This window comes from Yeosuana marina, from assembly GCF_011762485.1.
GTDB lineage: Bacteria > Bacteroidota > Bacteroidia > Flavobacteriales > Flavobacteriaceae > Yeosuana > Yeosuana marina.
On record NZ_JAAKGI010000025.1, the window covers coordinates 49100 to 72498 of the forward strand.

The window sequence follows — 23399 nt, forward strand, 5'->3', positions numbered from 1 at the left end:
ATCTTAACTTTTAATTGTATTGCGTTTTAAAAATATCAATCAACACATCTGGTGGAACAATTTTATTTGGAAAACTTTCCATTAAGTACAAAACTTTAGTTATTGATTCATGACTTAGCCCCATTCTAAGACCAAAATTATATAATTTAATAACCCCTGAAGAGTTATTGTCACCACCATTATTTTCTATATTCATCAACAAAACTAAGCGATGAAATTGAACAATTCGCTCACTATGAGATTTTAAATGAATATAGTTAATAGGATTGTCTATCAAATAGTCAAAATCTTCTCGACTAATACCTAATTGTTTTGCAACGCCTAATAAAAAATTATATTCAATATTTTTTATATCCTTATCGTACTTAGCAAAAGCTATCATTTCCGACAGAAGACTTAGTTTTTCTACTCTATTAATCATAAGGGATATGGATTAAATAATTACACTATAAAGTTACAACACAAGCCTACTTTTCTAATCGTTGATATTATGTAAGTTATCGAAAACACTGGGTTGATTCGTCGATATTTTTATTTATTTCATCATATAATTTTTGATTTCTATAAAAAATAAGTAAAAATTCAATCTTGGTTGAATGAAAAAAATAAAGACATAAAATATTGATTTACAGTATTTTACTGTAAGTTTTTCAAATCATAAAACTTTGATTTTTTTAGTTTTTTTTGAAATAGCTAGAAAAATTCTAAAAACGCTAAAAAAGGATAAGTATTCAACTAATTTTGCACAAACCGGTTAAAACACTAAGACAGCTTATTAATATGACAAATAACGATATTTTAAAAAAATTAAGAGTGGCTCTGAAACTAAGAGATGACGATATTGTAAAGATTTTAAAACTTGTTGATTTCAGAATTTCTAAAAGTGAACTTGGAGCTTTTTTCAGAAAAGAAGATCACCCTAAATATATGGAATGTGGCGACCAAATTTTACGTAATTTTTTGAATGGGTTAGTTATTCATCTGCGTGGTCCTATGCCTAAAAAGGATGATAGTAAAGCAACCACTAAAAAACCATAAAAAAATAATTACATATAAAAAAAGAGCATTACTAGTTAGTAATGCTCTTATATTAAATTGAGTATCCTTTACGATAATACTGCTTGCACCTTATCTGCTGCTTCCTGAAATTCTACAGCGCTCTGTACATCTAACCCAGAATTATCTATTAATTCTTTAGCGATATCAGCATTTGTTCCTTGTAAACGAACAATAATAGGCACATTGATAGTTCCCATATTTTTGTAAGCATCAATAACACCTTGGGCTACACGATCGCAACGTACAATACCACCGAATATGTTAATCAAAATTGCTTTTACAGCTGGATCTTTTAAAATAATTTTAAATGCTGCCTCAACACGCGCTGCATCAGCTGTTCCTCCTACATCTAAAAAGTTTGCTGGTTCTCCTCCTGCTTGCTTAATCAAATCCATAGTTGCCATAGCTAAACCTGCTCCATTAACCATACACCCAACATTACCATCTAAATCTACATAATTCAGACCTACCTTTTTAGCTTCAACCTCAATAGGATTTTCTTCTCTTAAGTCACGCAAATCAACATAATCTTTATGTCTATAAAGCGCATTATCATCAATAGTAACTTTGGCATCAACAGCCATAATTTTATTATCACTGGTTTTTAAAACCGGATTAATTTCAAATAGTGATGAATCCGACTTGACATAAGCGGTGTATAGACTAGTAACAAACTTTGTCATTTCTTTGAAGGCTGTTCCTGATAGTCCTAAATTGAAAGCAATACGTCTAGCTTGAAACGGCATTAAACCCACACTTGGATCTACTTCTTCTTTAAAAATTAAATGAGGCGTTTTTTCAGCAACAGTTTCAATGTCCATACCGCCTTCAGTAGAATACATAATCATGTTTCTTCCTTTGGCACGATTTAATAAAACCGACATATAAAATTCATCTGTTTCGCTTTCACCTGGATAATACACATCTTCAGCAACCAATACTTGATGAACTTTCTTTCCTTCAGCAGAAGTTTGAGGTGTAATTAAGTTCATTCCAATAATTTGACCTGCTATATCTTCAACTTCTTTTAAATTTTTAGCAAGCTTTACACCGCCACCTTTACCACGTCCACCTGCATGAACTTGAGCTTTTATAACATACCAACTTGTTCCTGTTTCTGTTGTTAATTGTTTTGCTGCAGTAACAGCTTCTTGAGCATTTTGAGCTACAATACCGCGTTGAATACGCACACCAAAACTGCTTAATATTTCTTTACCTTGATATTCGTGTAAATTCATAATTTGCTTGATAGTATTAATAAGGACAAATGTATAGAATACCTATTAATTACACTAATGTTTTATTTAGGAATACACTTAGTTTTACTATAAAAATATTTCAGAATGTTAATTAAATAACATTTTGTTTAATTTGGATAATAATTGAATTATTTATTTTTAATATTCTTAAAAAAATTACCTTTGCCAAAAAGTAAATTTAATATGTTGAAAAGTCAATTGCTAAAAATAACAGAAGACTACGGAAGTCCTGTGTATGTGTATGATGCCGAAAAGATTGCATCACAGTATAAAAGATTAACTGATGCATTTAAGGATGTTAAACATCTTAAAATAAATTATGCTGTAAAGGCGCTTTCAAATATCTCAATTTTAAAGCTATTTAAAACCTTAGGTTCTGGTATTGATACGGTTTCTATACAAGAAGTGCAATTAGGTTTGGCTGCAGGCTTTTTACCAGAACAAATTATTTTTACGCCTAATGGTGTTTCATTAGCAGAAATAGAAGAAGCCTCCAAACTAGGAGTACAAATTAATATTGATAATCTGTCTATATTAGAGCAATTTGGAACTAAACATCCTAACGTACCTGTTTGTATTAGAATTAATCCACATGTTATGGCTGGCGGAAACAGTAATATTTCTGTTGGTCACATAGATTCAAAATTCGGAATTTCCATTCATCAAATTCCGCATTTACTTAGAATTATTGAGAACACTAAAATGACTATTAATGGTATCCATATGCATACCGGAAGTGATATTTTAGATATTGATGTGTTTTTATATGCTAGTGAAATTTTGTTTGAAACCGCCAAACAATTTAAAAACTTAGAGTTTATCGATTTTGGTTCAGGATTTAAAGTTCCTTACAAACAAGGAGACATTGAAACAAATATTGAAGAATTAGGAAAAAAACTTACCAGAAAATTCAATGCGTTCTGTAAAGATTATGGTAAAGATTTAATCTTAGCTTTTGAACCTGGTAAATTTTTAGTGAGTGAGTCTGGTAATTTTTTAACCAAAGTAAATGCTGTTAAACAAACAACCTCAACAGTTTTTGCTCAAGTAGACTCTGGTTTTAATCATTTAATACGCCCCATGTTTTATGGCTCGCATCATGAAATTATTAATATATCTAACCCAAACGGAAGAGAACGTTTTTACACAGTTGTAGGGTATATTTGCGAAACAGATACGTTTGGAAATAATCGTCGGATTAATGAAATTAATGAAGGAGACATTTTATGCTTTAAAAACGCTGGAGCCTATTGTTTCTCTATGGCTAGTAATTATAATTCAAGATTTCGTCCAGCTGAAGTATTATGGTATAATAAAAAAGCGCATCTCATAAGAAAAAGTGAAACCTTTGATGATATTATAAAAAATCAAGTGGAAATTGATTTTAAAAAAGAAAAGGTTTTGACTAATTAAGCCTAGCCAAAATTTCTTAAGTATAAAAGACCTAACATAATGTTGGGTCTTTTTTTTATTAAAACATTGACATTAAGAGATTTAAATAAAAAACATGTTTACAAAACAATTAAACACAAAATACCAACTTAATTTTGTGAATATTTTACTATATTTATAATTGTGTTTAATAACAGACTTTTACTTTTACCCTCTCAAATTCTGCACAGACCTTAATTACTAATAGATTGATTTTTATTATATTTAGCACCATTCCCCTAAGTCTTTTGTAAATAGCATTTTTAATTAAAAGACGATATGTTAATTGCTACTTGTATATCTCGGTTTACAATAAGAATTACTTTTTTGATGATTCTTGCTGGATCTCCTTTTGTTTCAGGACAAAACAAATCGGTTGATAGTCTTTCACGCTTACTTTCTAAAGAAACAAAAAACAGTTCTAAGCTAGACCTATTAAGTGATATTGTAACTATTGAATCTACACAAAATTTAAAGAATGCCTTAGTTTATGCACGACAAGGTGTCAACCTTTCTAATAAATTAAATGATAAAAATTGGATGCCTAAGTTCAATGAAATGAAAGGAAGAATACACGCCAACTTATTAGAATTAGATTCGGCTTCGTATTATTTTGATAAAGCTTTAAATGGCTATATAGCTGTTGACAATAAAAAGGGCCAAGCAACTACGTATTTTAAAATTGGCTGGGTTCATAAAAAGAAAGGAGAATTAGAGCAAGCTTTAGAATTAGATTTAAAGGCATTGCGCCTCATGGAATCTATAAACGATAAATTAGGAATAGCTGGTGCTACCAGCAGAATATCAGAAGATTTATACAAACAAGAACGAAACGAAGAAGCTCTTGAATATGCTATTAAAAGTATTGAGTTTTGTAAAAAAAACAACCTAGAAACAGAATTGGTTTACGGTTATACATCGGCAGGAGATGCATGTATGGGCATGGGTAATTTTCAAGACTCCTATATGTATTTTGATAAAGCCTTAAGCTACGCAAAATCAATCGGATTCAACCCGATGAATTTATGTGATTTTACCAATAATCTAGGAAACGCTCTTAAAAGATTAGGTAAATACGACGAAGCTTTAGTGCAATATAAAAATGCCATGAAAATGGCGCAGCAAACAAATTACCGAAATGCTATCACAGTTCTAACGGCCAATTTAGGAGAAATCAACTTACTTAAAGGCGATTACAAAGAAGCCTTAAAATACCAACTTGAAACTATAAAATTTCAAGAAAAAGATGAAGATATTTCAAACTTAACGGAAAACTATGGACACGCAAGTACCATTTATGAAAAATTAGGAGATTATCCTAAGGCTTTAGAATACGAACGAAAAGCCAGAGAAATAAGAGATAAAACAGTCGCTATTGAAAGTGATAAAAACATGTCTAAACTGCTCACAGAATACGAAACCGAAAAAAAAGAAAATACCATTGCTGCTCAAAAATTACAACTTGCACAACAAAAATTAGTACAATGGCTCTCTATAGGTGTGGTTGCTTTGCTTTTAAGTTTTCTGTTTTTTGGATATAGAAGTTATAGAATTCGTACTAAAACCAACCAATTACTTGCTGCTAAAAACAAACAAAATGAATTATTACTAAAAGAAATTCATCACCGCGTGAAAAATAATTTGGAGCTTGTAAAAAGCTTAATTTCATTACAATCTGCGCAATTAGAAGATTCTGCCACTAAAGACGCCATGATTGCGAGTCAGAATCGCGTGCAATCTATGGGTATTATACATCAAAAATTATATCAGGGTGATAACCTTGGCAGCATAGAAATGAAAGACTATTTCTTTAATCTTGGTGAAGGTATTTTAGATACTTTCAATAAAGATGACAAAGTCAAAATAGAATGTGTTATGGAACAATTAGAATTAGATGTTGACACGGCTGTTCCTATTGGATTAATTGTAAATGAACTGCTTACTAACGCTCTTAAATATGCATTTCCTGAAGATGCTAATGGAAACATATCGATTAGTTTAACAAAATCCAACCCTGAAACTTTAACGCTAAAAGTGTCTGATAATGGTATTGGAAAAACGATTGGATTAGCCCCCAAAGGAACTGGTTTTGGTTCTCAACTCGTACAACTATTAACGCAACAACTCAATGGCGTTATGAAAGAAGATACACAAAATGGCACATCCGTTTTATTTCATTTTAAATTAAATACAGCCGCCTAAATGAACCAACCAACTAAAATATTAATCGTTGAAGACGAAATGATTATTGCCGCAAACATTTCGTTACAACTTACAACGCTTGGCTATGAAATAACTGGCATCATTCCACGGGGCGAAGAAGCCTTACTACATATTAAAGAGAATACACCAGATATTGTTTTGTTAGATATTCAATTAAAAGGCAAAATTGACGGTATTGAAACAGCGCAAATCATGCAAAAATCATTCAATATTCCTATCATCTATTTAACAGCTAATGCAAATGACGAGCATTTTAACCGAGCAAAATCAACAAACCCATACGCTTTCATTTCTAAACCTTTTAAGAAACTAGACCTGCAACGTGCTATTGAATTAACGATAAAAAGAATTCAAACTGAAGAAAAGGAAGTAAACCCTTCAGAAGAAAAACTATCACCTTTTATTTTAAGTGATAGCATTTTTGTAAAACATCATGAAAAAATGGTGAGAGTAGATATTAAAGATATTTTATACATCGAGGCAGAACGTAATTATTGCCGAATTCACTCAAAACTTAAAGAATATTTGTTGGTTATGACATTAAAAGATCTTGATGAAAAATTACCAAACAAACATTTTATAAGAGTACATAGGTCTTTTATTGTTAATCTATCTCAAATTGATGAAGTAGCCACGAGCCATATTGTAATTGGTAAAAAAGCCATTCCTGTTAGTAAATCTCTAAAAGAAGAATTACTCAACAGATTACAAACGATATAAATTTTATTTAGATGCAGTCTAATTAAAATAATGTTTTGATAAATAAAAGCAAGTCTTCGGACAAAATATAACACGTTTCGTCCTAACACAATTTGTTTTCGTTTTGATTATTAGTTACTTACATATAGAATCACTTAAAAGATTCAACCTAACCAACCCTAAACCTCACAAATCTTAATATTAAGAAGCTGTGAGGTTTTAAAATCATTTTAAAATGAAAAGTACGTTCTTTTTAATCTTCTCAACATTTATCTTATTAAGTGCTTGCCAACAACAAATTCGTTACACACAACAATCGCCAGAAATAAACACTTACAAAAAGGTGATTGAAGCTTATGAAAAACAAGATTGGAAAGACTTTAAAACTTACTACGCTGATTCTGCGAAAATACTAAACAATGTTACAATTGATAACGCACAATCAGTTTCTCAATTAATAGAACAAAATAAGGAAGATGCTAAGCTCTTTACCTCTTGGAAATATAATCCTGAAAGTGTAGAATATGAAATGGTTGTTACAGATAAAGGTGAAACGTGGGTTAACTTTTGGGGGCACTGGGAAGCCAATTTAAAGGCTAACGGAAAACGTTACGTCATACCAGCCCATATAACCGCTCAATTTATTGATGGCAAAATTGTTAGAGAAGATGGCTATTGGGATATTTCAAAATTAATGACGGATATGCAAGCCATAGAAGCTAGTAAAAACATACAAACAGAATAAATAAATTAAAATACCAGGCAAAATTTCTGGGAGAGAATATTTGGCAATAATAATTTGTAATCATTTATAATGTTTTTTTGAGTTAGTCACTTAAACTGTTGTCAATTGCCTGGTTTTTATTAAACAACCAATAAATAACATGAAAAAAGTAGGCATCATTGGTGGTTCTGGTTTCATAGGAAGCCACATCACAAAAGAATTTTTAAATAACGGTTTTGAAGCAAAAGTTTCAGCAACCGATATTACAAAAGAAGAAAAATACCAACACTTAATGGAGTTTGATCAATCGGATCATTTATACATTAGCGAGTTAAATGTTGAAGACAAATCTGCTTTGCGCGAATTCGTAAAAGATTGTGATATTGTTATTCACGGTGGCACGCCATTTCAGTTAGATGTTAAAGATCCTCAAACAGAATTATTTGATCCAACTATTAAAGGCACCGAAAACTTTCTAGAAGTGATATATGACACACCAAATATAGAAAAAGTAGTCTTTATTGCGTCTGTTGCGGCTTGGAATACTAACTTTCCATTACCTCCCGAAGGCAAATCAGTATTAGATACAATTAGTGAAAAAGACACGCCTTTTATGAGTGAAGAAAGTCACCCGTATGCTCAAGCAAAATTTATTGCGAACCAAACGGTTAATGAATTTATAAAAACCCATCCTAATCTCGATTTTGAAATTACCAGTGTATCGCCCGTAGCTGTATTTGGAAAATCGTTATCTAACCGAGAAGATTCTACTTCAACTGGATTACAGTTTTTACTAAAAAATGAAATAGCTCCAAATCCTTTTGTACAAATGCTTTTTGACACTGACGCAGAATTTGCCATTGTTGATGTTAAAGACGTTGCTAAATGTATTTACAAAGCAGCAACTATTTCTGGTTTACATGGAAAAAATTATTTACTCTCCAGTGAAACTTATCCTGTGTCTGATGTAACGCTTATGCTTAATGGTAAACCACCAAAAAATAAAGCAAAAATCATCTACCAAAACAAACTTGCTGAGCGTCAATTAGGAATTACATTTCAATCAGTAATTAAAACATTACAATAATTAAATTAAAAATAACTAACCATATTTAAAAATGAGAGCTATTCAAACCATTAAAAAATCAGTTTTAATTTTACTTGTTTTATCAAGTATCTCAAGTTGTAATCAAAAAGAAAAAGAAACAATTACAACAGAAGCACCAAAACCTGCAACGGTTGAAGAATTAGGTCAAATGAATCGAGACTTTGCAAAAGCATTAGTAGCGAAAGATGCTACAGCTGCTGCTAATTTATATACAGAAGACGCGTCATTATTACCACCTAATGAACCCATAGTTAAAGGACGAGAAAATATTAAAAATTATTGGCAAGGCGCTATTGATGCTGGCTTAATATCTGCATCGGTAAAAACCATTGATGCTAGTAGTGATGGTGATTTAGGGTATGAGATAGGGACTTTTAAATTACAATTCTTATCTCCTGCCGGTGATACTATTACTGATATTGGAAAGTATACAGAGTTATTAAAACGCAACAAAGAAGGAAAATGGATATCAATTTACGGCATGTGGAGTGGTAATGACCCTTTAGTTTCTCAAGAACATTAAAAATAAATATTATGATTAAACTTACAGTACTTTACAAACATCCAACAGATACTAAAGCCTTTGAAAATTATTATGCAAACACGCATTTGCCTATAGCCTCAAAGATGACAGGACATGAGAAGTTAGAACTTACTAAGTTCTTGAATGCTCCTGATAGCACTAAACCAGACTATTATCGTATGGCAGAATTCTGGTATAAAAGTCCTGAAGCATTACAGAAAGCTATGGAATCTCCTGAGGGACAAGCCACATCAGGCGACCTTGCTAATTTTGCTACTGGTGGCGTAACGCTTTTCGTGGGTACTATTGAATAATACTATTAACAATTAAAACAAAATTATGAAAGCAACAAAATTTAGTACCATAGCAATCCTCACAATATTCCTTTTAAGTACAACTATTAGTTGTTATGAAAAAGTAAAATCAGAAAAAACAGAGTCTACAGAAACCAAAGTCATAGATGAAACACCAGATTATTTCCTTTTACGTCCTGAATTGGAAAAAATGTATGGCTACTCACACGCTGTAAAAATTGGAAACGATATTAAAATTTCTGGCGCCGTGAGTATGGATAATGAAGGAAATCTTATCGGTGCTGGCAGCATGGAAGAACAAATGAAAAATTGCTATTCAGATCTTGAGAAAATCTTAAAGCATTATGGCTACACATTTGATGACGTGATAGTTGAAAATGTTTTCACCACTAATATGCAAGAATTCATCAATGTATCTGGTTTTCGAAATTCTATTTACAAAAAACAATTTCCAACAGGCACGTGGCTAGAAGTAAAAGGATTAGCATTGCCTGGCCAGCTAATTGAGATTGATATGGAAGCTCATAAATCAGAAAAACAATAACATTTAAAGATAATTGAAAAAAATCTTAAAACTCTGCTTGGGGTTTCCCTTTAAAACTATCATTACTATGAAGACTTAATTTTAAATATCAAAATCATGAAAAAACCAACCATAATCATTGTTGCCTTACTAGTCTTTGGAATGTGTCACGCACAAGAAATATCCCAATTTACTGTAAACCACCTAGCATTATCAGTAAAAGATGTCAATCAATCGGCTCAATTTTACCAAAACATCTTCAACTTAAGAGAAATTATAAATGCTGAAAAAACAAAAGATGTACGCTGCTTTAGCTTTGGAGATGGAAGAGAATTACACCTTATTTCCAGCGTAAAAAGAACTGTAAAAACAAATAAAGCCATACATTTAGCTTTATCAACATCTCATTTAGAAACATTTATTGAAAACCTAAAACAATCTAATATTCAATTTTATGATTGGAAAGGAAAAAAAAACAGAGCAGACAGAAGAAAAAATGGTGTTCAAGAAATTTATTTGCAAGATCCTGATGGCTACTGGATTCAAGTAAATAGCAATGAAAAATGGTTTTCATTAATTTCATTAGATCAACCTAACTGGCTTGCAGAATAAAATAATTACAAATTAAAACATCAAAAAATCATATATTACAATCTAATTAATTATAACAAGAGCGTTATGAATACAACAAAAGCAGCAATAATCATTAGTCTTCTTACTTTACAATTGCAGGCACAACAGTATCAAGATATTCATAATAGAGTCATTTTAGTAGATACCCATAACGATATCCTGATGAAAACTGTGGATGATGGTTTTTCTATTGATAGCAATTTAAAAGGAAAAACGCACACAGATTTAGCACGCTGGAAACAAGGTGGGTTAGATGTGCAACTATTCTCTGTGTATTGTGATGGTGCATCTAAAAATGCTTATGCCATGGCGAATAGAGAGATGGATAGTTTAGATGCTGTAATAGCACGTAACCCAGATAAAATTGTAAAAGTTGCCAATTACAAAGAACTCATCAATGTAGTTAAGCAACACAAAATTGCTGCCATGGCTGGTGTAGAAGGTGGCCATATGATAGAAGATGATCTTAATAAATTAGAAACGCTCTATAAAAGAGGAGCTCGGTATTTAAGTTTAACGCACAATGTGGCGCCATCTTGGGCTACTAGTGCCGTGGATGAAACAAACAATCCAAATTTACAACATAAAGGACTCACTGATTTTGGTAAGCAAGTGGTAAAACGAATGAACCAACTCGGCATGATGATAGATGTAAGTCATTCTGGTGAACAGACCTTTTGGGATGTCATCAATATATCTACAAAACCCATTATTGCTTCCCACAGTTCTGTATATAGTTTGGTGCCACATCTCCGTAATTTAAAAGACGAGCAAATAAAAGCGATTGCCAAAAATGGCGGCGTCATTCAGGTTAACTTTCATCCAGGTTTTATTGACCCAAGTTTCGATCAAAAAGAAGCGTCATTTTTACAAAACCATAAGATAGAACATGATTCTCTCACAAAAACTGGGATGGATGGTTGGTATGCATTAGATTACTTATATCATAAACATTCAGAAGAAGCAGAAGCTATGCGTCCGCCACTGTCCATGCTCATAGACCATATTGAGTATGTAATAAAATTAGTCGGCGTTGATTATGTAGGCATTGGCTCAGACTTCGATGGTATCAACCTGACGCCTCAAGGATTAGATGATGTTTCCACCTATCCCCTTATCACCAAAGCACTATTAGAAAGAGGTTACAATGAAAAAGATATTAATAAAATTTTAGGCGAAAACTTTTTAAGAGTTTTAAAAGCTAATGAAATACAATAACTATAAAACCAAAGACACAATGAAAAACACTTTTTTTTATCTTCTATTATCATTAACACTTTTTGTTAGTTGCAATACGAATAATCAATCAAAAAAAGAGGCAGATTGTGCATCAACCTACATGGATTATTCAAATAGTGATGACCAATTTACAGGCGGTATTAAAATGATTCCTATCACAACTCCAAAAGGCACTTTTAATGTTTGGACAAAACGCGAGGGCAATAACCCTAAAATGAAAGTTTTATTACTTCATGGTGGCCCTGGTGGTACTCATGAGTTTTTTGAAAATTTTGATGGTTTCCTTCCTAAAGAAGGTATTGAATATATCTATTATGACCAACTTGATTCTTATTATAGCGATAAACCCAATGACTCTACTCTTTGGACAACAGATCATTTTGTAGAAGAAGTAGAACAAGTTAGAAAAGCTTTAAACCTCAACAAGGACAATTTTTATTTGTTGGGGCAATCTTGGGGAGGTATTCTTGCTATGGAATATGCACTTAAATATCAGGATAACATAAAAGGACTTATCATCTCAAATATGATGGCCAGTATCCCTGCTTATGAAAAATATGCCGCAGAAGTCTTGGGACCTCAACTTCCTCCAGAAATTTATAAAGAAATAAAAGCCTTTGAAGACAAAGGTGATTTTGCTAATCCAAAATATGCTGAATTAGTTCAAGAATATTATTACACACAACATGTCTTAAGAAAACCTTTGAACGAATGGCCAGAGTTTATCAATAGAGCTTTTAAACATCTCAACCCGAACATTTATATCTATATGCAAGGCTATAGTGAATTTGGTGTCACAGGTAACGCTACGCTGAAAGGTTGGGACGTTTCACAAAGACTTAAAGAAATTAAGGTTCCAACATTAATGATTGGTGGAAAATATGATACCATGGATCCAAAATATATGGAATGGATGAGCACACAAGTACAACACGGTAGAAGCTTGACATGTAATGCAGGCCATGTGGCACAATACGACGACCCGATAACCTATTTCAATGGACTAATAAAATTCATAAAAGATGTAGATAATAAAACGTTCTAATTAAATTTAGATAACCAACAAAAACCAACCAACCAACCAAATGAATCTAAAACAAACCTTAATTATTGCTCTTACTTTAAGCGTGTTAAGTTTGAGTATTTGGGAATTATATTGGCGCACTCAAACAGATCACTACAAAGCAGGTTTAGAAGATGATCGCTATCTATGGGCCAAATAAAGAGCAAAAATTGAGATGGCTACTGCTCAAGATATTGTCCTCATTGGGTCTTCAAGAACAGGTTTTAATTTTAACACCCATGTTTGGGAAGAGACACAAGGCATAAAACCTATAAATCTTTCTACAGATGGAAAACCACCTGGTTCCTTTCTCGATGATATAGTTCATAATACCTCCTTTAATGGAACTATTGTTATTGGAGTAACACCTGTGTTTTGGTTTGACAAGGCCAAAAATCCGTGGTGGAATGGTGCACAAAAATGGGTAGATCATTACCATGACGAAACGTATGCCCAAAAACTTGGTTATTTCTTCTCAAAGCCATTACAACGTCATTTAGTAATGTTAACCTCCTCTGAACTTAAATTCTATAATGATCTGGATTTGAAATCGCTAATAAATAGAATTTCCATACCAGGAAGAATTGAAGAAGAGCGTATGCTGTATAATTTCAGCTATCACGATGAAGACAGAAACCTTATCATGTTTCCTGCGATGATTGACGAACCTGGTTTTGCAGAAAAAATTCAATATGTATGGAGTGGTTTTCTTCCTTATTTACCTGAATATGATGTGGTAAAAGATGATATGCCTGAAGTGTTTGAATACTACCGAAAAGTCATTGATATTTTTAAGGCTCGTGGTGGTAAAATTATTTTTATTCGCCACAAATCAGAAGAAGAATGGAATAAAAACACTAAAAGAATGTTGCCACGAGACAAAGTTTATGATCCATTTATGAAAATGATTCAATGCCCATCATATCATTTTGAAGATTATGAATTTATGTCTAAATACACATTACCGGATTGGTCTCATATGTATTATACAGATGCTTTAAAATATACCAAAGATATGGTTAACAAACTTATTGAAGATGGTCATCTTCATTCCCATAAAAATTAAAATAAATTAAACCAACCATTATGCAACTAAAACAAACCCTCATTATTGCTTTTGCACTAAGTATCATAAGCATTTCTGCATGGGAACTTTACTGGCGTTCTCAAGGCCTTCAGCCAAATATTGATGACAACAAAAACTTATGGGCCAATCAGCGGGCAAAACTTGAAAATTTTAACAATAAAACCGTCGTTTTTATTGGGTCTTCGAGAATTCTGTATGACATACAATTGGACATCTGGGAAAAAGAAACCGGTACCAATTCTATTGAGTTAGCCACTCAAGGTGCTTCCCCAACCCCTGTTTTTAGGGATATTGTGAAAAACACTACGTTTAATGGAACGCTTATAGTGGGAATAACACCTCCTCTTTTTTTTGCAACTACCAATCCTAAAGCTGAATTTATAAGACGTTCACAATCATTAGTTGATTACTATAAAAAAAGAACCTATGCGCAAATCATAAATCATAAATTATCAGTCCCATTACAGCAAAACTTAGCCTTTATTCGAGATGGTGACGAAAGTTGGGATTCAGATGTTGATTTAAAAACACTACTTAAGCAAATTCATATTGGAACAAGAGAAGGTCCTGCTTATCCTCCATTCAATAATTTTGAAGATATTTCACTTGACAGACATATGAAAATGCCTGAAAGAATGGTAACAGATACAGCTTATGCCAATACTGTAAAAAAAGTTTGGACTTCCATTTTATCTGGTGATTTCCCTCCGCCAGACAAAGAATCCACTATTAATGCTTTTGTAGATTTAGCTAAAAAATTTAAAAAACGAGGCGGTAATTTAATATTGGTAAGATGTCCATCCTCTGGTCTATTTAAGGAAGTAGAAAGTAAGGCCTTTTCAAAAAACCTCTTCTGGGACGAGCTAGTAGCTAAAACTAAAGCTAAGGCATATAATTATCAAGATTATAGCCAATTTAAAGACCTCTTTTGTCCTGAATGGTCACATTTAGCAGCAAAAGATGCACAGTTTTTCACAAAAGAACTTATTAAAATTATGAAAGCCGATGGTGCTTTAACTAATCTTAAAACCAACTAACCATGTTATTCAATTCATTAAGTTTCGTCGTATTTTTAGTCATAGTACTCGCACTCTACTATTCAAAAATATTTAGTTGGACCGGCAAAAAGCGCATGTTGCTATTTGCCAGTTACATATTTTATGGGCTGTGGAATCCGCCTTTGGTCATTTTACTTTGGATATCAACAGTTGTTGATTGGATTACTGGAAAGAAATTAGCAACAGAAGAAAATAAACGCAAAAGACTATACTGGTTATTATTGAGTATGTTTGTCAATTTGGGTTTTCTTACCTTTTTTAAATACCGCGATTTTCTTTTAGACAACTTTACCACGGTGGTCAACTCTTATGGTTACGGTTATCAAACTACACATATGGATATTATTTTACCAATGGGTATCTCGTTTTATACGTTTCAAACCATGTCTTATACCATTGACATGTATTTAAAGCGAACCGAACGTGCTAAAACATTTTTAGATTTTGCTTTATACGTAACCTTCTTCCCGCAATTAGTAGCAGGACCAATTGTTAGAGCTCAAGATCTAATTTCACAATTTTATGAAGAAAAAAGAGCTACGGTCAACCAATTTATTTGGGGTTTATTTTTATTGACTTTAGGACTTTTTCAAAAAGTAGTAATGGCAGATACGCTGCTATCTGATACTGTTGACACCGTTTATGGTTCAGGTAAAATTTTAAATTTTTGGGATGCCTGGATGGGAACATTAGCTTTTTCAGGACAGATATTTTTTGATTTCGCAGGGTATTCAACCTGTGCCATTGGAATTGCTTTGATGCTTGGAATTATTTTACCTGATAACTTCAGATATCCGTATGCATCTTTAGGCTTTTCAGATTTATGGAAACGCTGGCACATTACCTTATCTTCGTGGTTAAGAGATTATTTATACATTCCTTTAGGAGGAAATCGCCATGGTGTAGTAAGAATGTATGCCGCTTTAATGATAACCATGCTCTTAGGTGGTTTATGGCATGGTGCTGCATGGACCTTTATAGTTTGGGGCGGTTTACATGGTACTTATTTAATATTAGAACGTTTACAACGTCAATATCTGCCATTTAAAATAACGAAATGGAATGGCATGTTTCTGGCTTTTACAACCTTTACCTGTGTTAACATTACTTGGGTATTTTTTAGAGCAAGAGAGTTTAAAACGGCTTGGAATATGATAACCTCTATGTTTTATTTGAATCCTGATGGCGAAAAAGTTTTAGCCAATTTCGATATTTTAAAAGTCGGTATCGTTATAGGACTTCTTTTTATTTGCCATTGGTTTATGAGAAACACATCGGTTGAAGCTGTTTCTAAAAAAATACACCCTTGGGCTCTTGGTGTTGTATGGGCTTCCATGTTTTTCTTGATTGTTATCGCTCAAGGCAGCGGTGAACAATTTATTTATTTTCAGTTTTAAAATTAGTTTTTAATTAAGTAATACTTAATAATCAGTTACACTATGGTTCAAGTAAAATCACCGCGTATAGCATCTATAGATTTATTAAGAGGTATGGTCATGATCTTTATGGCTTTAGATCATACAAGAGATTATTTTCATTATGATGCTTTCTTTTTCGATCCAACAGATTTATCCAAAACCAATATAGCTCTATTCATCACCCGCTTCATCACACATTATTGTGCGCCTGTTTTCATGTTTTTAGCTGGGACTTCAGCCTTTTTTGTAGGACAAAAATGCAGTAAAAAAGATTTGAGTATTTGGCTATTAAAACGCGGATTTTGGCTCATAATAGTGGAAGTTACCATTATGAAATTTGGCTGGAATTTCAATTTAAATTATACTGTGACTGTGTTTCAGGTAATCTGGGCACTTGGTGCTTCTATGCTGTTTCTAGCAGCCTTTATTCATGTTCCAAAAAAACTGATGATTGCAATAAGTTTGATAGTTATTTTTGGCCATAATATGTTAGACGGTTATATGCCAGAATACTCGAAAGATCTATGGATACTTTTGCATGTGCAAGCTCCTATTAAAATCAGCTTTACAACAATCTTTGTTGCCTACCCGCTAATTCCATGGATTTTTGTAATGACTCTAGGTTATCATTTCGGCTTATTGTATAAACAAGATTTTAAACCAGAAATAAGAATAAAATGGTTAAGATATATTGGTGTTTCAGCAATTTTACTTTTTATTATCATTCGATACTTTAATGTATACGGTAACCCAACTATCTGGGAGCCACAAAAATCATTTGCTTTTACCGTATTATCGTTTATAAATTTCGCAAAATATCCACCATCATTATTATATTTATTAGTAACACTAGGCCCCACAATATTATTGCTGTCGTTTGCCGAGAATTGGAAAGGAAAATTATATAATGCAGTAGTAACTATTGGAAGAGTTCCCATGTTTTTTTACATCATCCATGTGTATATTATACATCTTTTGGCTTTAATAGCTGTAACGCTATCTGGCTTATCACCAAAACTTATGGTTATAGAGTTGTTTGTTACACGAACACCTGAACTTAAAGGATATGGTTATAGTTTATGGGTGGTGTATGCTATATGGTTTTTATTGATACTGGCTTTATATCCAGTTTGTAAATGGTATTGGAACTATAAAAGTAATAATCGAGATAAGTGGTGGCTAAGCTATTTATAAGTAAACTTTAAGTTGTGATTAAACTCTTTAGAAACATCCGCAAAAACCTTCTTAAAGAAGGCAAAACCACCAACTACTTAAAATATGCCTTTGGAGAAATTTTCCTAGTGGTTACTGGAATTTTGATTGCTTTAAGTATTAATATTTGAAATGACAATAACATTTTATAAAAACTAAAGACCTTAGAAAACTTCAAGTTGATTATGAGAAAATTCTACAGAATTTCAGATTAGAATCGTATATTGTTAGCAATATGGACATTACATTCTATGCGTAAGTTTAAATAAAAATGAGAAAGATAAGTTGAAAGAATATCAATAGCGATTGCAAATCATAAAATGGCAATCAAATTTAAAATATTTGTATTCTAAAAAATTAATAAACCATGAAACCGACCAAACAATTAGAAAAAGAAACACTTAAAGTGTATGATACCTGGTTGCAAAGCTATCTCAATGGCGATGTAAAAACATACGATTCTTTTTTTGATGATGCTTTTCATTTTATAGGGTCTACCCATAATGAAGAATTTCTGGACCGTAAGCATACTACCGACTTTTTTGAAGCAACGGGAGAACAATTTGCAGGCAAAACCCAGCTCCGTAATGAAACCAAAATCATAGAACAATTTGGCGAACTGGTATTTATTACCCACTTGTTTGATGCCTGGTTTCTTGGCGGAGTAGATTGGACATTTTATGGGCGGTTTCGATTTAGTAATATTCTTAAGAAAGACAACGCTGGTTGGCGATTTGTTTACCAACACTATTCTGTGCCAGATTCAAAAGCACAGGAAGGTGAAACCATTGGATATAATCAGGTCAGTGCTGAAAATCAAATGCTTCGCGAGGCAGTGCAGCGCCGAACTATAGAACTCGAAGAAAAAAACAGAGAACTGGCTATTGAAGCTGCGTTAGAAAAAGTTCGAAGTCGTTCTATGGCTATGCAAAAAAGCGAGGAACTGGCAGAAATTTCTTTTTTATTAGATAGCGAAGTGAGAGCATTGGGGATTGAGACAAGAGGATGTGCCTTTAATATTTATGGTGATAATGAATCTTCTGAATGGTTTAGTTCTGAACAGGGCACCTTGCCAGTTTATAAAACACCCCGTGAATCTTTATTTCTTCGCTATTATCAAGCAGGCCAGAGAGGTGAAATCATGCATATTGAAGAGTTTGAAGATGAAGCCTGCACTGCACACTACGAATATCTCTGTACTCTTCCCGTTATGGGGGACGCTTTAAAGGACATGATAGAAAATGGAGGCTCATTCCCAACAAGTCAGATAGACCATGTCACCTATTTTAAATATGGGTATTTGTTATTCATTACCTTAGAACCTGTGCCAGAAGCACATGATATTTTCAAACGCTTCACTAAAGTCTTTGAACAGACCTACACGCGCTTTCTAGACCTTCAAAAAGCAGAAGCGCAGGCAAGAGAATCTGAAATAGAATTGGCTTTGGAGAGAGTGCGCTCCCGAAGTATGGGCATGCAAAAAAGTGATGAGTTAAGGGAGGCTGGCGCATTGCTATTCAATGAAATTACAAAACTTGGAATCGAAAGCATTACAAGTGGATATGTCATAATGGACGAAGAGCAAATCGGGTGGAACTATACTCCAGACCCATCGACTGGTAAAATTATGTCTCAAGCAGTAGGTATTCCCCATACCAAAACAGTGGTAATGAATTCAATTTTAAATGGATGGAAAAACCAAGAGCCACTTTTAGTTATAGAACTTAATAAAGAGGAAACAATCTCACATCAAACATTCGTTGCTGAGGAGAGTATTAATTTTCCTATATCTGCCAAAGAATTGATTGCAGTTTCACCAACTGAACTAAAACTTCATAACTTCAACTTTGAACAAGGCTATCTTTTGATTGTAGGCGGCATCCGCTTGGATAAAGAACAGATTGCTATGATGATGCGTTTTACAAGAGTATTCCAACAAACCTACACCCGTTTTCTAGATCTTCAAAAAGCAGAAGCCCAAGCGCGAGAATCAGAAATAGAATTAGCCTTGGAAAGAGTGCGCGCCCGAAGTATGGGTATGCAAAAAAGTGAAGAGCTCAAAGAAGTAATCAAACTAGTATACGATCAATTTCTTAACTTAAACATACATATAGATCATGCTGGTTTTATTGTTGATTATAAACCAAAGGGAGATTGGCATTTTTGGATAGCTGACAAGCAGGAAATACCATCTAAAATAACACACCCATATTTTGATTCAGTATGGGCGAATCAATTCGATGAAGCCAAGGAGAAAGGAAGAGATTTTTTTGCAATCAATTTAAATTTTGAGGAAAAAAATAAATTTTATAAGGTTCTTTTAAACCTGATTCCTGACTTACCAGAGGAAGCAAAGGATTTTTATTTTAGTTGCCCTGGTCTCGCCGGATCAACAGTATTACTTGATAATGTTGGCCTCTACATCGAGAATTTCGATTGTATTCCTTATTCAGATGATGAGAATGCCACACTCATGCGTTTTGGAAAGGTATTCCAACAAACCTATACCCGTTTCCTAGATCTTCAAAAAGCAGAAGCACAAGCACGGGAATCTGAAATTGAACTGGCCTTAGAAAGAGTTCGAGCCCGCACGATGGCGATGCAACATAGTGATGAGTTGCAAGAAGCAGCTATTTTGCTGTTTAAGCAGGTTGAAAACCTCGGTATATCAGTATTTGGTTGTGGTTTTAATATCTGGGACGAAGGTAGAAAAGCAGCTACCTCATGGATGGCAGGGAAAGACAGGCTCCAGCCTTCTTTTAAAACATCAAGTTCTAAAGATATTTTTAGCAGAATTCACAAAGCTGCACAAAAGGGAGAAACTTTATTTGTAGAAGAACAGTCTGGTAAAGCATTGGAGTCTCACTATAAATATATGGCTTCCATTCCTGAATTTAAGGAAGTAGCAGAAAAAATGGCCGCAAGCGGCCTTACGCTTCCTGACTTTCAAATAATGCATTGTGCCTTTTTTTCTCATGGTTATCTCATGTTTATTTCATTTGAGCCAGCCAAAGATGCCTACGATATTTTCAAACGCTTTGCCAAAGTATTCCAACAAACCTATACCCGTTTTCTAGATTTGAAAAAAGCCGAAGCCCAAGCCAAAGAGGCAAAAATTGAAGCTGCATTGGAGAAAGTAAGAAGCAGAACAATGGCGATGCAAAAAGGCGAAGAAGTAAAAGATGTCGTTGTACTTTTATATAAGGAGCTCATTAAACTTGGTGTAACTAACTTTGCAACATGTGGCTATGTTGAAATAAATGAGGCAACAAACAGACAGGCAACATGGGTTACAAATCCTGGTGGTGACTCGCTTGGATTATTTCATCTTCCGCTTACAGGTGATGATATATTTGACGAACGCTATAAAGCTTGGAAGAATCAGCAGCCGGTGTTTCATCAATCTGTAGCGGGGGAAATAAGAAAAAAGCATCTTGAATACGCTATAACAACATTTAATTCTAAAGAGGCTGAAGAGATGGTAATGCAACAGTTTCCTGACCCAACAGTCTTTTACTGCTTTAATTTTTCACATGGTTATTTGCATCTCGTCGCAGGTTCTCATATGACTCATGAAGAAGAGACTTTGCTTGCCAGGTTTACTAAAGTATTCGAACAAACTTATACCCGTTTCCTCGATCTTCAAAAATCAGAAGCGCAAGCGCGGGAATCAGAAATTGAATTGGCTTTGGAAAGAGTCCGAGCAAGAACCATGGCGATGCAAAAAAGTGAAGAACTTGCCGAAACAGCATCCGTGCTTTTTCAACAGATTAAAAATCTAGGTTTTGATACTTGGAGCTGTGGGTTTTGTATTTGGTCTGAACAAGATCAGGTAGAAGCATGGATGGGAGCTGATTCAGGAAAACTATTACCTCCTATGCTCCTACCCTACAAAGAAGAAAAAACTCATAACGAAATTTATAAATCATTCTTAAATGGAGATTCATCTCATGAAAGGGTTTGGGAAGGCGAGGAACTTAAAGCACATTATGATTATATGCAGAACTTCCCTTCCATTAAGGCTGCTTTTGATGTGTTAAAAGAGGCTAAGTTGGAACTTCCTACTTATCAATGCTATAATGTAGGTTTTTTTAAATATGGTTACCTATTAATTATTACTAAAAAACAGAATGAGGAGTTAAAAGAGTTAAGTATACGCTTCTCTAAAGTGTTCGAACAAACTTATACCCGTTTTCTCGATCTTCAAAAAGCAGAAGCACAAACAAGAGAAGCGCAAATAGAAGCAGCATTGGAAAAAGTACGGAGTCGTACTATGGCCATGCAAAAAAGTGAAGAACTTCCAGATGCCGCTAATGTTTTATTTCATCAAGTACAATCATTAGGTATTCCAGCTTGGAGTGCTGGATACAATATTCTGGCAGCCGATAAAAAATCGAGCACTTGCATTATGAGTAGTGAAGGTGAAATTCAGGTGCCATTTGAATTACCTCTAACAGAACATTCAAGTCTGTTACCTTGGTATAAAGCCATTAAAAAAGGCCTTGATTTTTTTGTATATGAGCAAGGCGGGGACGAATTAGTGGAGCATTATAACTATATGGCCACAATTCCAGGACTTGAGCAAGTGTTCCAGCAATTCAAAGATGCCGATATCTCACTACCAGTGCATCAAATCAATCATTTGGTGAGGTTTACTAACGGCTTCCTCTTATTTATCACCTACGAACCTGTTCCTCATGCACACGATATTTTTAAACGCTTTGGTCGCGTATTCGAACAAACCTACACCCGTTTTCTAGATTTACAAAAGGCAGAAGCACAAGCCTTTCAAGCAGAAGAGGATTTAATCAATCTGCAAAAAGCAAAGAAAAAAGCAGAAGATACTTTAAGTGAATTGCAGGAAACCCAAAAACAACTTATTCAAGCCGAAAAGATGGCTTCATTGGGTGAACTTACAGCTGGTATAGCTCATGAAATTCAAAACCCCTTAAACTTTGTCAATAACTTCTCAGAGGTCAGTAAAGAATTATTGGAAGAAATGATGGAAGAATTAGCTAATGGTGACACCGAAGAGGTAAAAGAAATTGCTAATGACATCATTCAAAACCTCGAAAAAATAAATCATCATGGCAAACGTGCCGATGGCATTGTAAAAGGTATGCTCCAACATAGTCGAAGCAGTAGCGGTGTAAAAGAGCCTACCGATATTAATGCCCTGGCAGACGAATATCTTCGTCTCGCCTACCATGGTTTACGCGCCAAAGACAAATCATTTAACGCTACTTTGGATACTGATTTTGATGAATCTATTGATACCATCAATATTATTTCTCAAGATATTGGCCGAGTAATTTTAAATTTAATTACGAATGCCTTTTATGTGGTTGATGAAAAAAAGAAGAGCTCTACAAACGTAACCAAACAAATATCTTATGAACCAACCGTGTCAGTCAGTACAAAAAAGTTGAAAGGTAACGTTTTGATTTCGGTGAAAGATAATGGCAACGGCATTCCACAAAAAGTGCTGGATAAAATATTTCAGCCATTCTTTACCACCAAGCCCACAGGGCAAGGTACTGGATTAGGCTTGAGTTTAAGTTATGATATTATAAAAGCCCATGGTGGAGAAATAACCTTAAATACTAAAGAAAATGAAGGAACAGAATTTACAATTGTTTTGCCAATTTAAGGATCATTAGTTATTAGAATAAAAGTAGATTAGAAAGAAAAAAAAGAACTAAATTTTTAATTATATTACCATAGGATAAAACGTAATTTAAAGACATTCAATAGTGTAGTAAATTTTAAACCAACTAATAAGTTACTCCTACCATGAAGCAATAACATTGAAAATTTAAAAAAAAC

The 23399-nt window shown here is 33.6% G+C and carries 19 protein-coding genes; 17 read left to right on the forward strand and 2 right to left on the reverse strand.

Going from position 1 to position 23399, the window contains the following annotated elements; translation table 11 throughout:
- Positions 1-10 precede the first annotated feature (10 nt).
- Positions 11-421 carry a TerB family tellurite resistance protein gene (locus G5V56_RS12570; RefSeq protein WP_166965532.1) on the reverse strand — a complete coding sequence of 137 codons (411 nt, stop codon included), beginning with the start codon at positions 419-421 and terminating at the stop codon, positions 11-13.
- Between the two features lie 359 nt (positions 422-780).
- On the opposite strand from G5V56_RS12570, the gene G5V56_RS12575 reads away from it, so the two are divergent.
- On the forward strand, positions 781-1038 hold the full coding sequence (locus tag G5V56_RS12575) for a DUF1456 family protein (RefSeq protein WP_166965534.1): 258 nt from the start codon (positions 781-783) through the stop codon (positions 1036-1038).
- Between the two features lie 68 nt (positions 1039-1106).
- Here G5V56_RS12575 and sucC read toward each other — a convergent pair whose 3' ends face one another.
- Positions 1107-2297: an ADP-forming succinate--CoA ligase subunit beta gene (sucC, locus tag G5V56_RS12580; RefSeq protein WP_166965536.1), complete on the reverse strand. Its 1191-nt coding sequence runs from the start codon at positions 2295-2297 to the stop codon at positions 1107-1109.
- Between the two features lie 204 nt (positions 2298-2501).
- On the opposite strand from sucC, the gene lysA reads away from it, so the two are divergent.
- From lysA to G5V56_RS12660, 16 genes are all read left to right on the forward strand, one after another.
- Positions 2502-3731, forward strand: a complete 1230-nt coding sequence (gene lysA, locus G5V56_RS12585) for a diaminopimelate decarboxylase (RefSeq protein WP_166965538.1) — start codon at positions 2502-2504, stop codon at positions 3729-3731.
- A 348-nt stretch (positions 3732-4079) separates the two neighbouring features.
- A complete protein-coding gene (locus G5V56_RS12590; RefSeq protein WP_166965540.1) occupies positions 4080-5951 on the forward strand; it encodes a tetratricopeptide repeat-containing sensor histidine kinase in 1872 nt (623 codons plus the stop codon).
- Positions 5952-6692: a LytR/AlgR family response regulator transcription factor gene (locus tag G5V56_RS12595; RefSeq protein WP_166965541.1), complete on the forward strand. Its 741-nt coding sequence runs from the start codon at positions 5952-5954 to the stop codon at positions 6690-6692.
- A 214-nt stretch (positions 6693-6906) separates the two neighbouring features.
- Entirely contained in the window at positions 6907-7416 is a 510-nt protein-coding gene (locus G5V56_RS12600; protein WP_166965543.1) for an ester cyclase, read from the forward strand.
- A 139-nt stretch (positions 7417-7555) separates the two neighbouring features.
- Positions 7556-8482 (forward strand): NAD-dependent epimerase/dehydratase family protein, encoded by a 927-nt coding sequence (locus tag G5V56_RS12605; RefSeq protein WP_166965545.1) that lies wholly within the window; start codon positions 7556-7558, stop codon positions 8480-8482.
- Between the two features lie 31 nt (positions 8483-8513).
- A complete protein-coding gene (locus G5V56_RS12610; RefSeq protein WP_166965547.1) occupies positions 8514-9026 on the forward strand; it encodes a YybH family protein in 513 nt (170 codons plus the stop codon).
- Between the two features lie 11 nt (positions 9027-9037).
- Positions 9038-9340: an EthD family reductase gene (locus G5V56_RS12615; protein WP_166965549.1), complete on the forward strand. Its 303-nt coding sequence runs from the start codon at positions 9038-9040 to the stop codon at positions 9338-9340.
- Positions 9341-9365: 25 nt separating this feature from the next.
- On the forward strand, positions 9366-9884 hold the full coding sequence (locus G5V56_RS12620) for a RidA family protein (protein ID WP_166965551.1): 519 nt from the start codon (positions 9366-9368) through the stop codon (positions 9882-9884).
- A 96-nt stretch (positions 9885-9980) separates the two neighbouring features.
- Positions 9981-10475, forward strand: coding sequence for a VOC family protein (locus G5V56_RS12625; RefSeq protein ID WP_166965553.1), 495 nt, complete (start codon positions 9981-9983; stop codon positions 10473-10475).
- 66 nt (positions 10476-10541) lie between these two features.
- Positions 10542-11714, forward strand: a complete 1173-nt coding sequence (locus G5V56_RS12630) for a dipeptidase (protein WP_166965555.1) — start codon at positions 10542-10544, stop codon at positions 11712-11714.
- 19 nt (positions 11715-11733) lie between these two features.
- The gene (locus G5V56_RS12635; protein WP_166965557.1) at positions 11734-12780 is read left to right on the forward strand and encodes a proline iminopeptidase-family hydrolase; all 1047 of its coding nucleotides are present in this window, start codon (positions 11734-11736) and stop codon (positions 12778-12780) included.
- 193 nt (positions 12781-12973) lie between these two features.
- Positions 12974-13864, forward strand: a complete 891-nt coding sequence (locus G5V56_RS12640; protein WP_166965559.1) for a hypothetical protein — start codon at positions 12974-12976, stop codon at positions 13862-13864.
- A 20-nt stretch (positions 13865-13884) separates the two neighbouring features.
- Positions 13885-14922, forward strand: coding sequence for a hypothetical protein (locus tag G5V56_RS12645; RefSeq protein ID WP_166965561.1), 1038 nt, complete (start codon positions 13885-13887; stop codon positions 14920-14922).
- A 2-nt stretch (positions 14923-14924) separates the two neighbouring features.
- The gene (locus G5V56_RS12650) at positions 14925-16340 is read left to right on the forward strand and encodes an MBOAT family O-acyltransferase (RefSeq protein ID WP_166965563.1); all 1416 of its coding nucleotides are present in this window, start codon (positions 14925-14927) and stop codon (positions 16338-16340) included.
- A 42-nt stretch (positions 16341-16382) separates the two neighbouring features.
- Entirely contained in the window at positions 16383-17555 is a 1173-nt protein-coding gene (locus G5V56_RS12655) for a DUF1624 domain-containing protein (protein WP_166965565.1), read from the forward strand.
- Positions 17556-17940: 385 nt separating this feature from the next.
- Entirely contained in the window at positions 17941-23223 is a 5283-nt protein-coding gene (locus G5V56_RS12660) for an ATP-binding protein (RefSeq protein ID WP_166965567.1), read from the forward strand.
- The last annotated feature ends 176 nt before the right edge of the window (positions 23224-23399 follow it).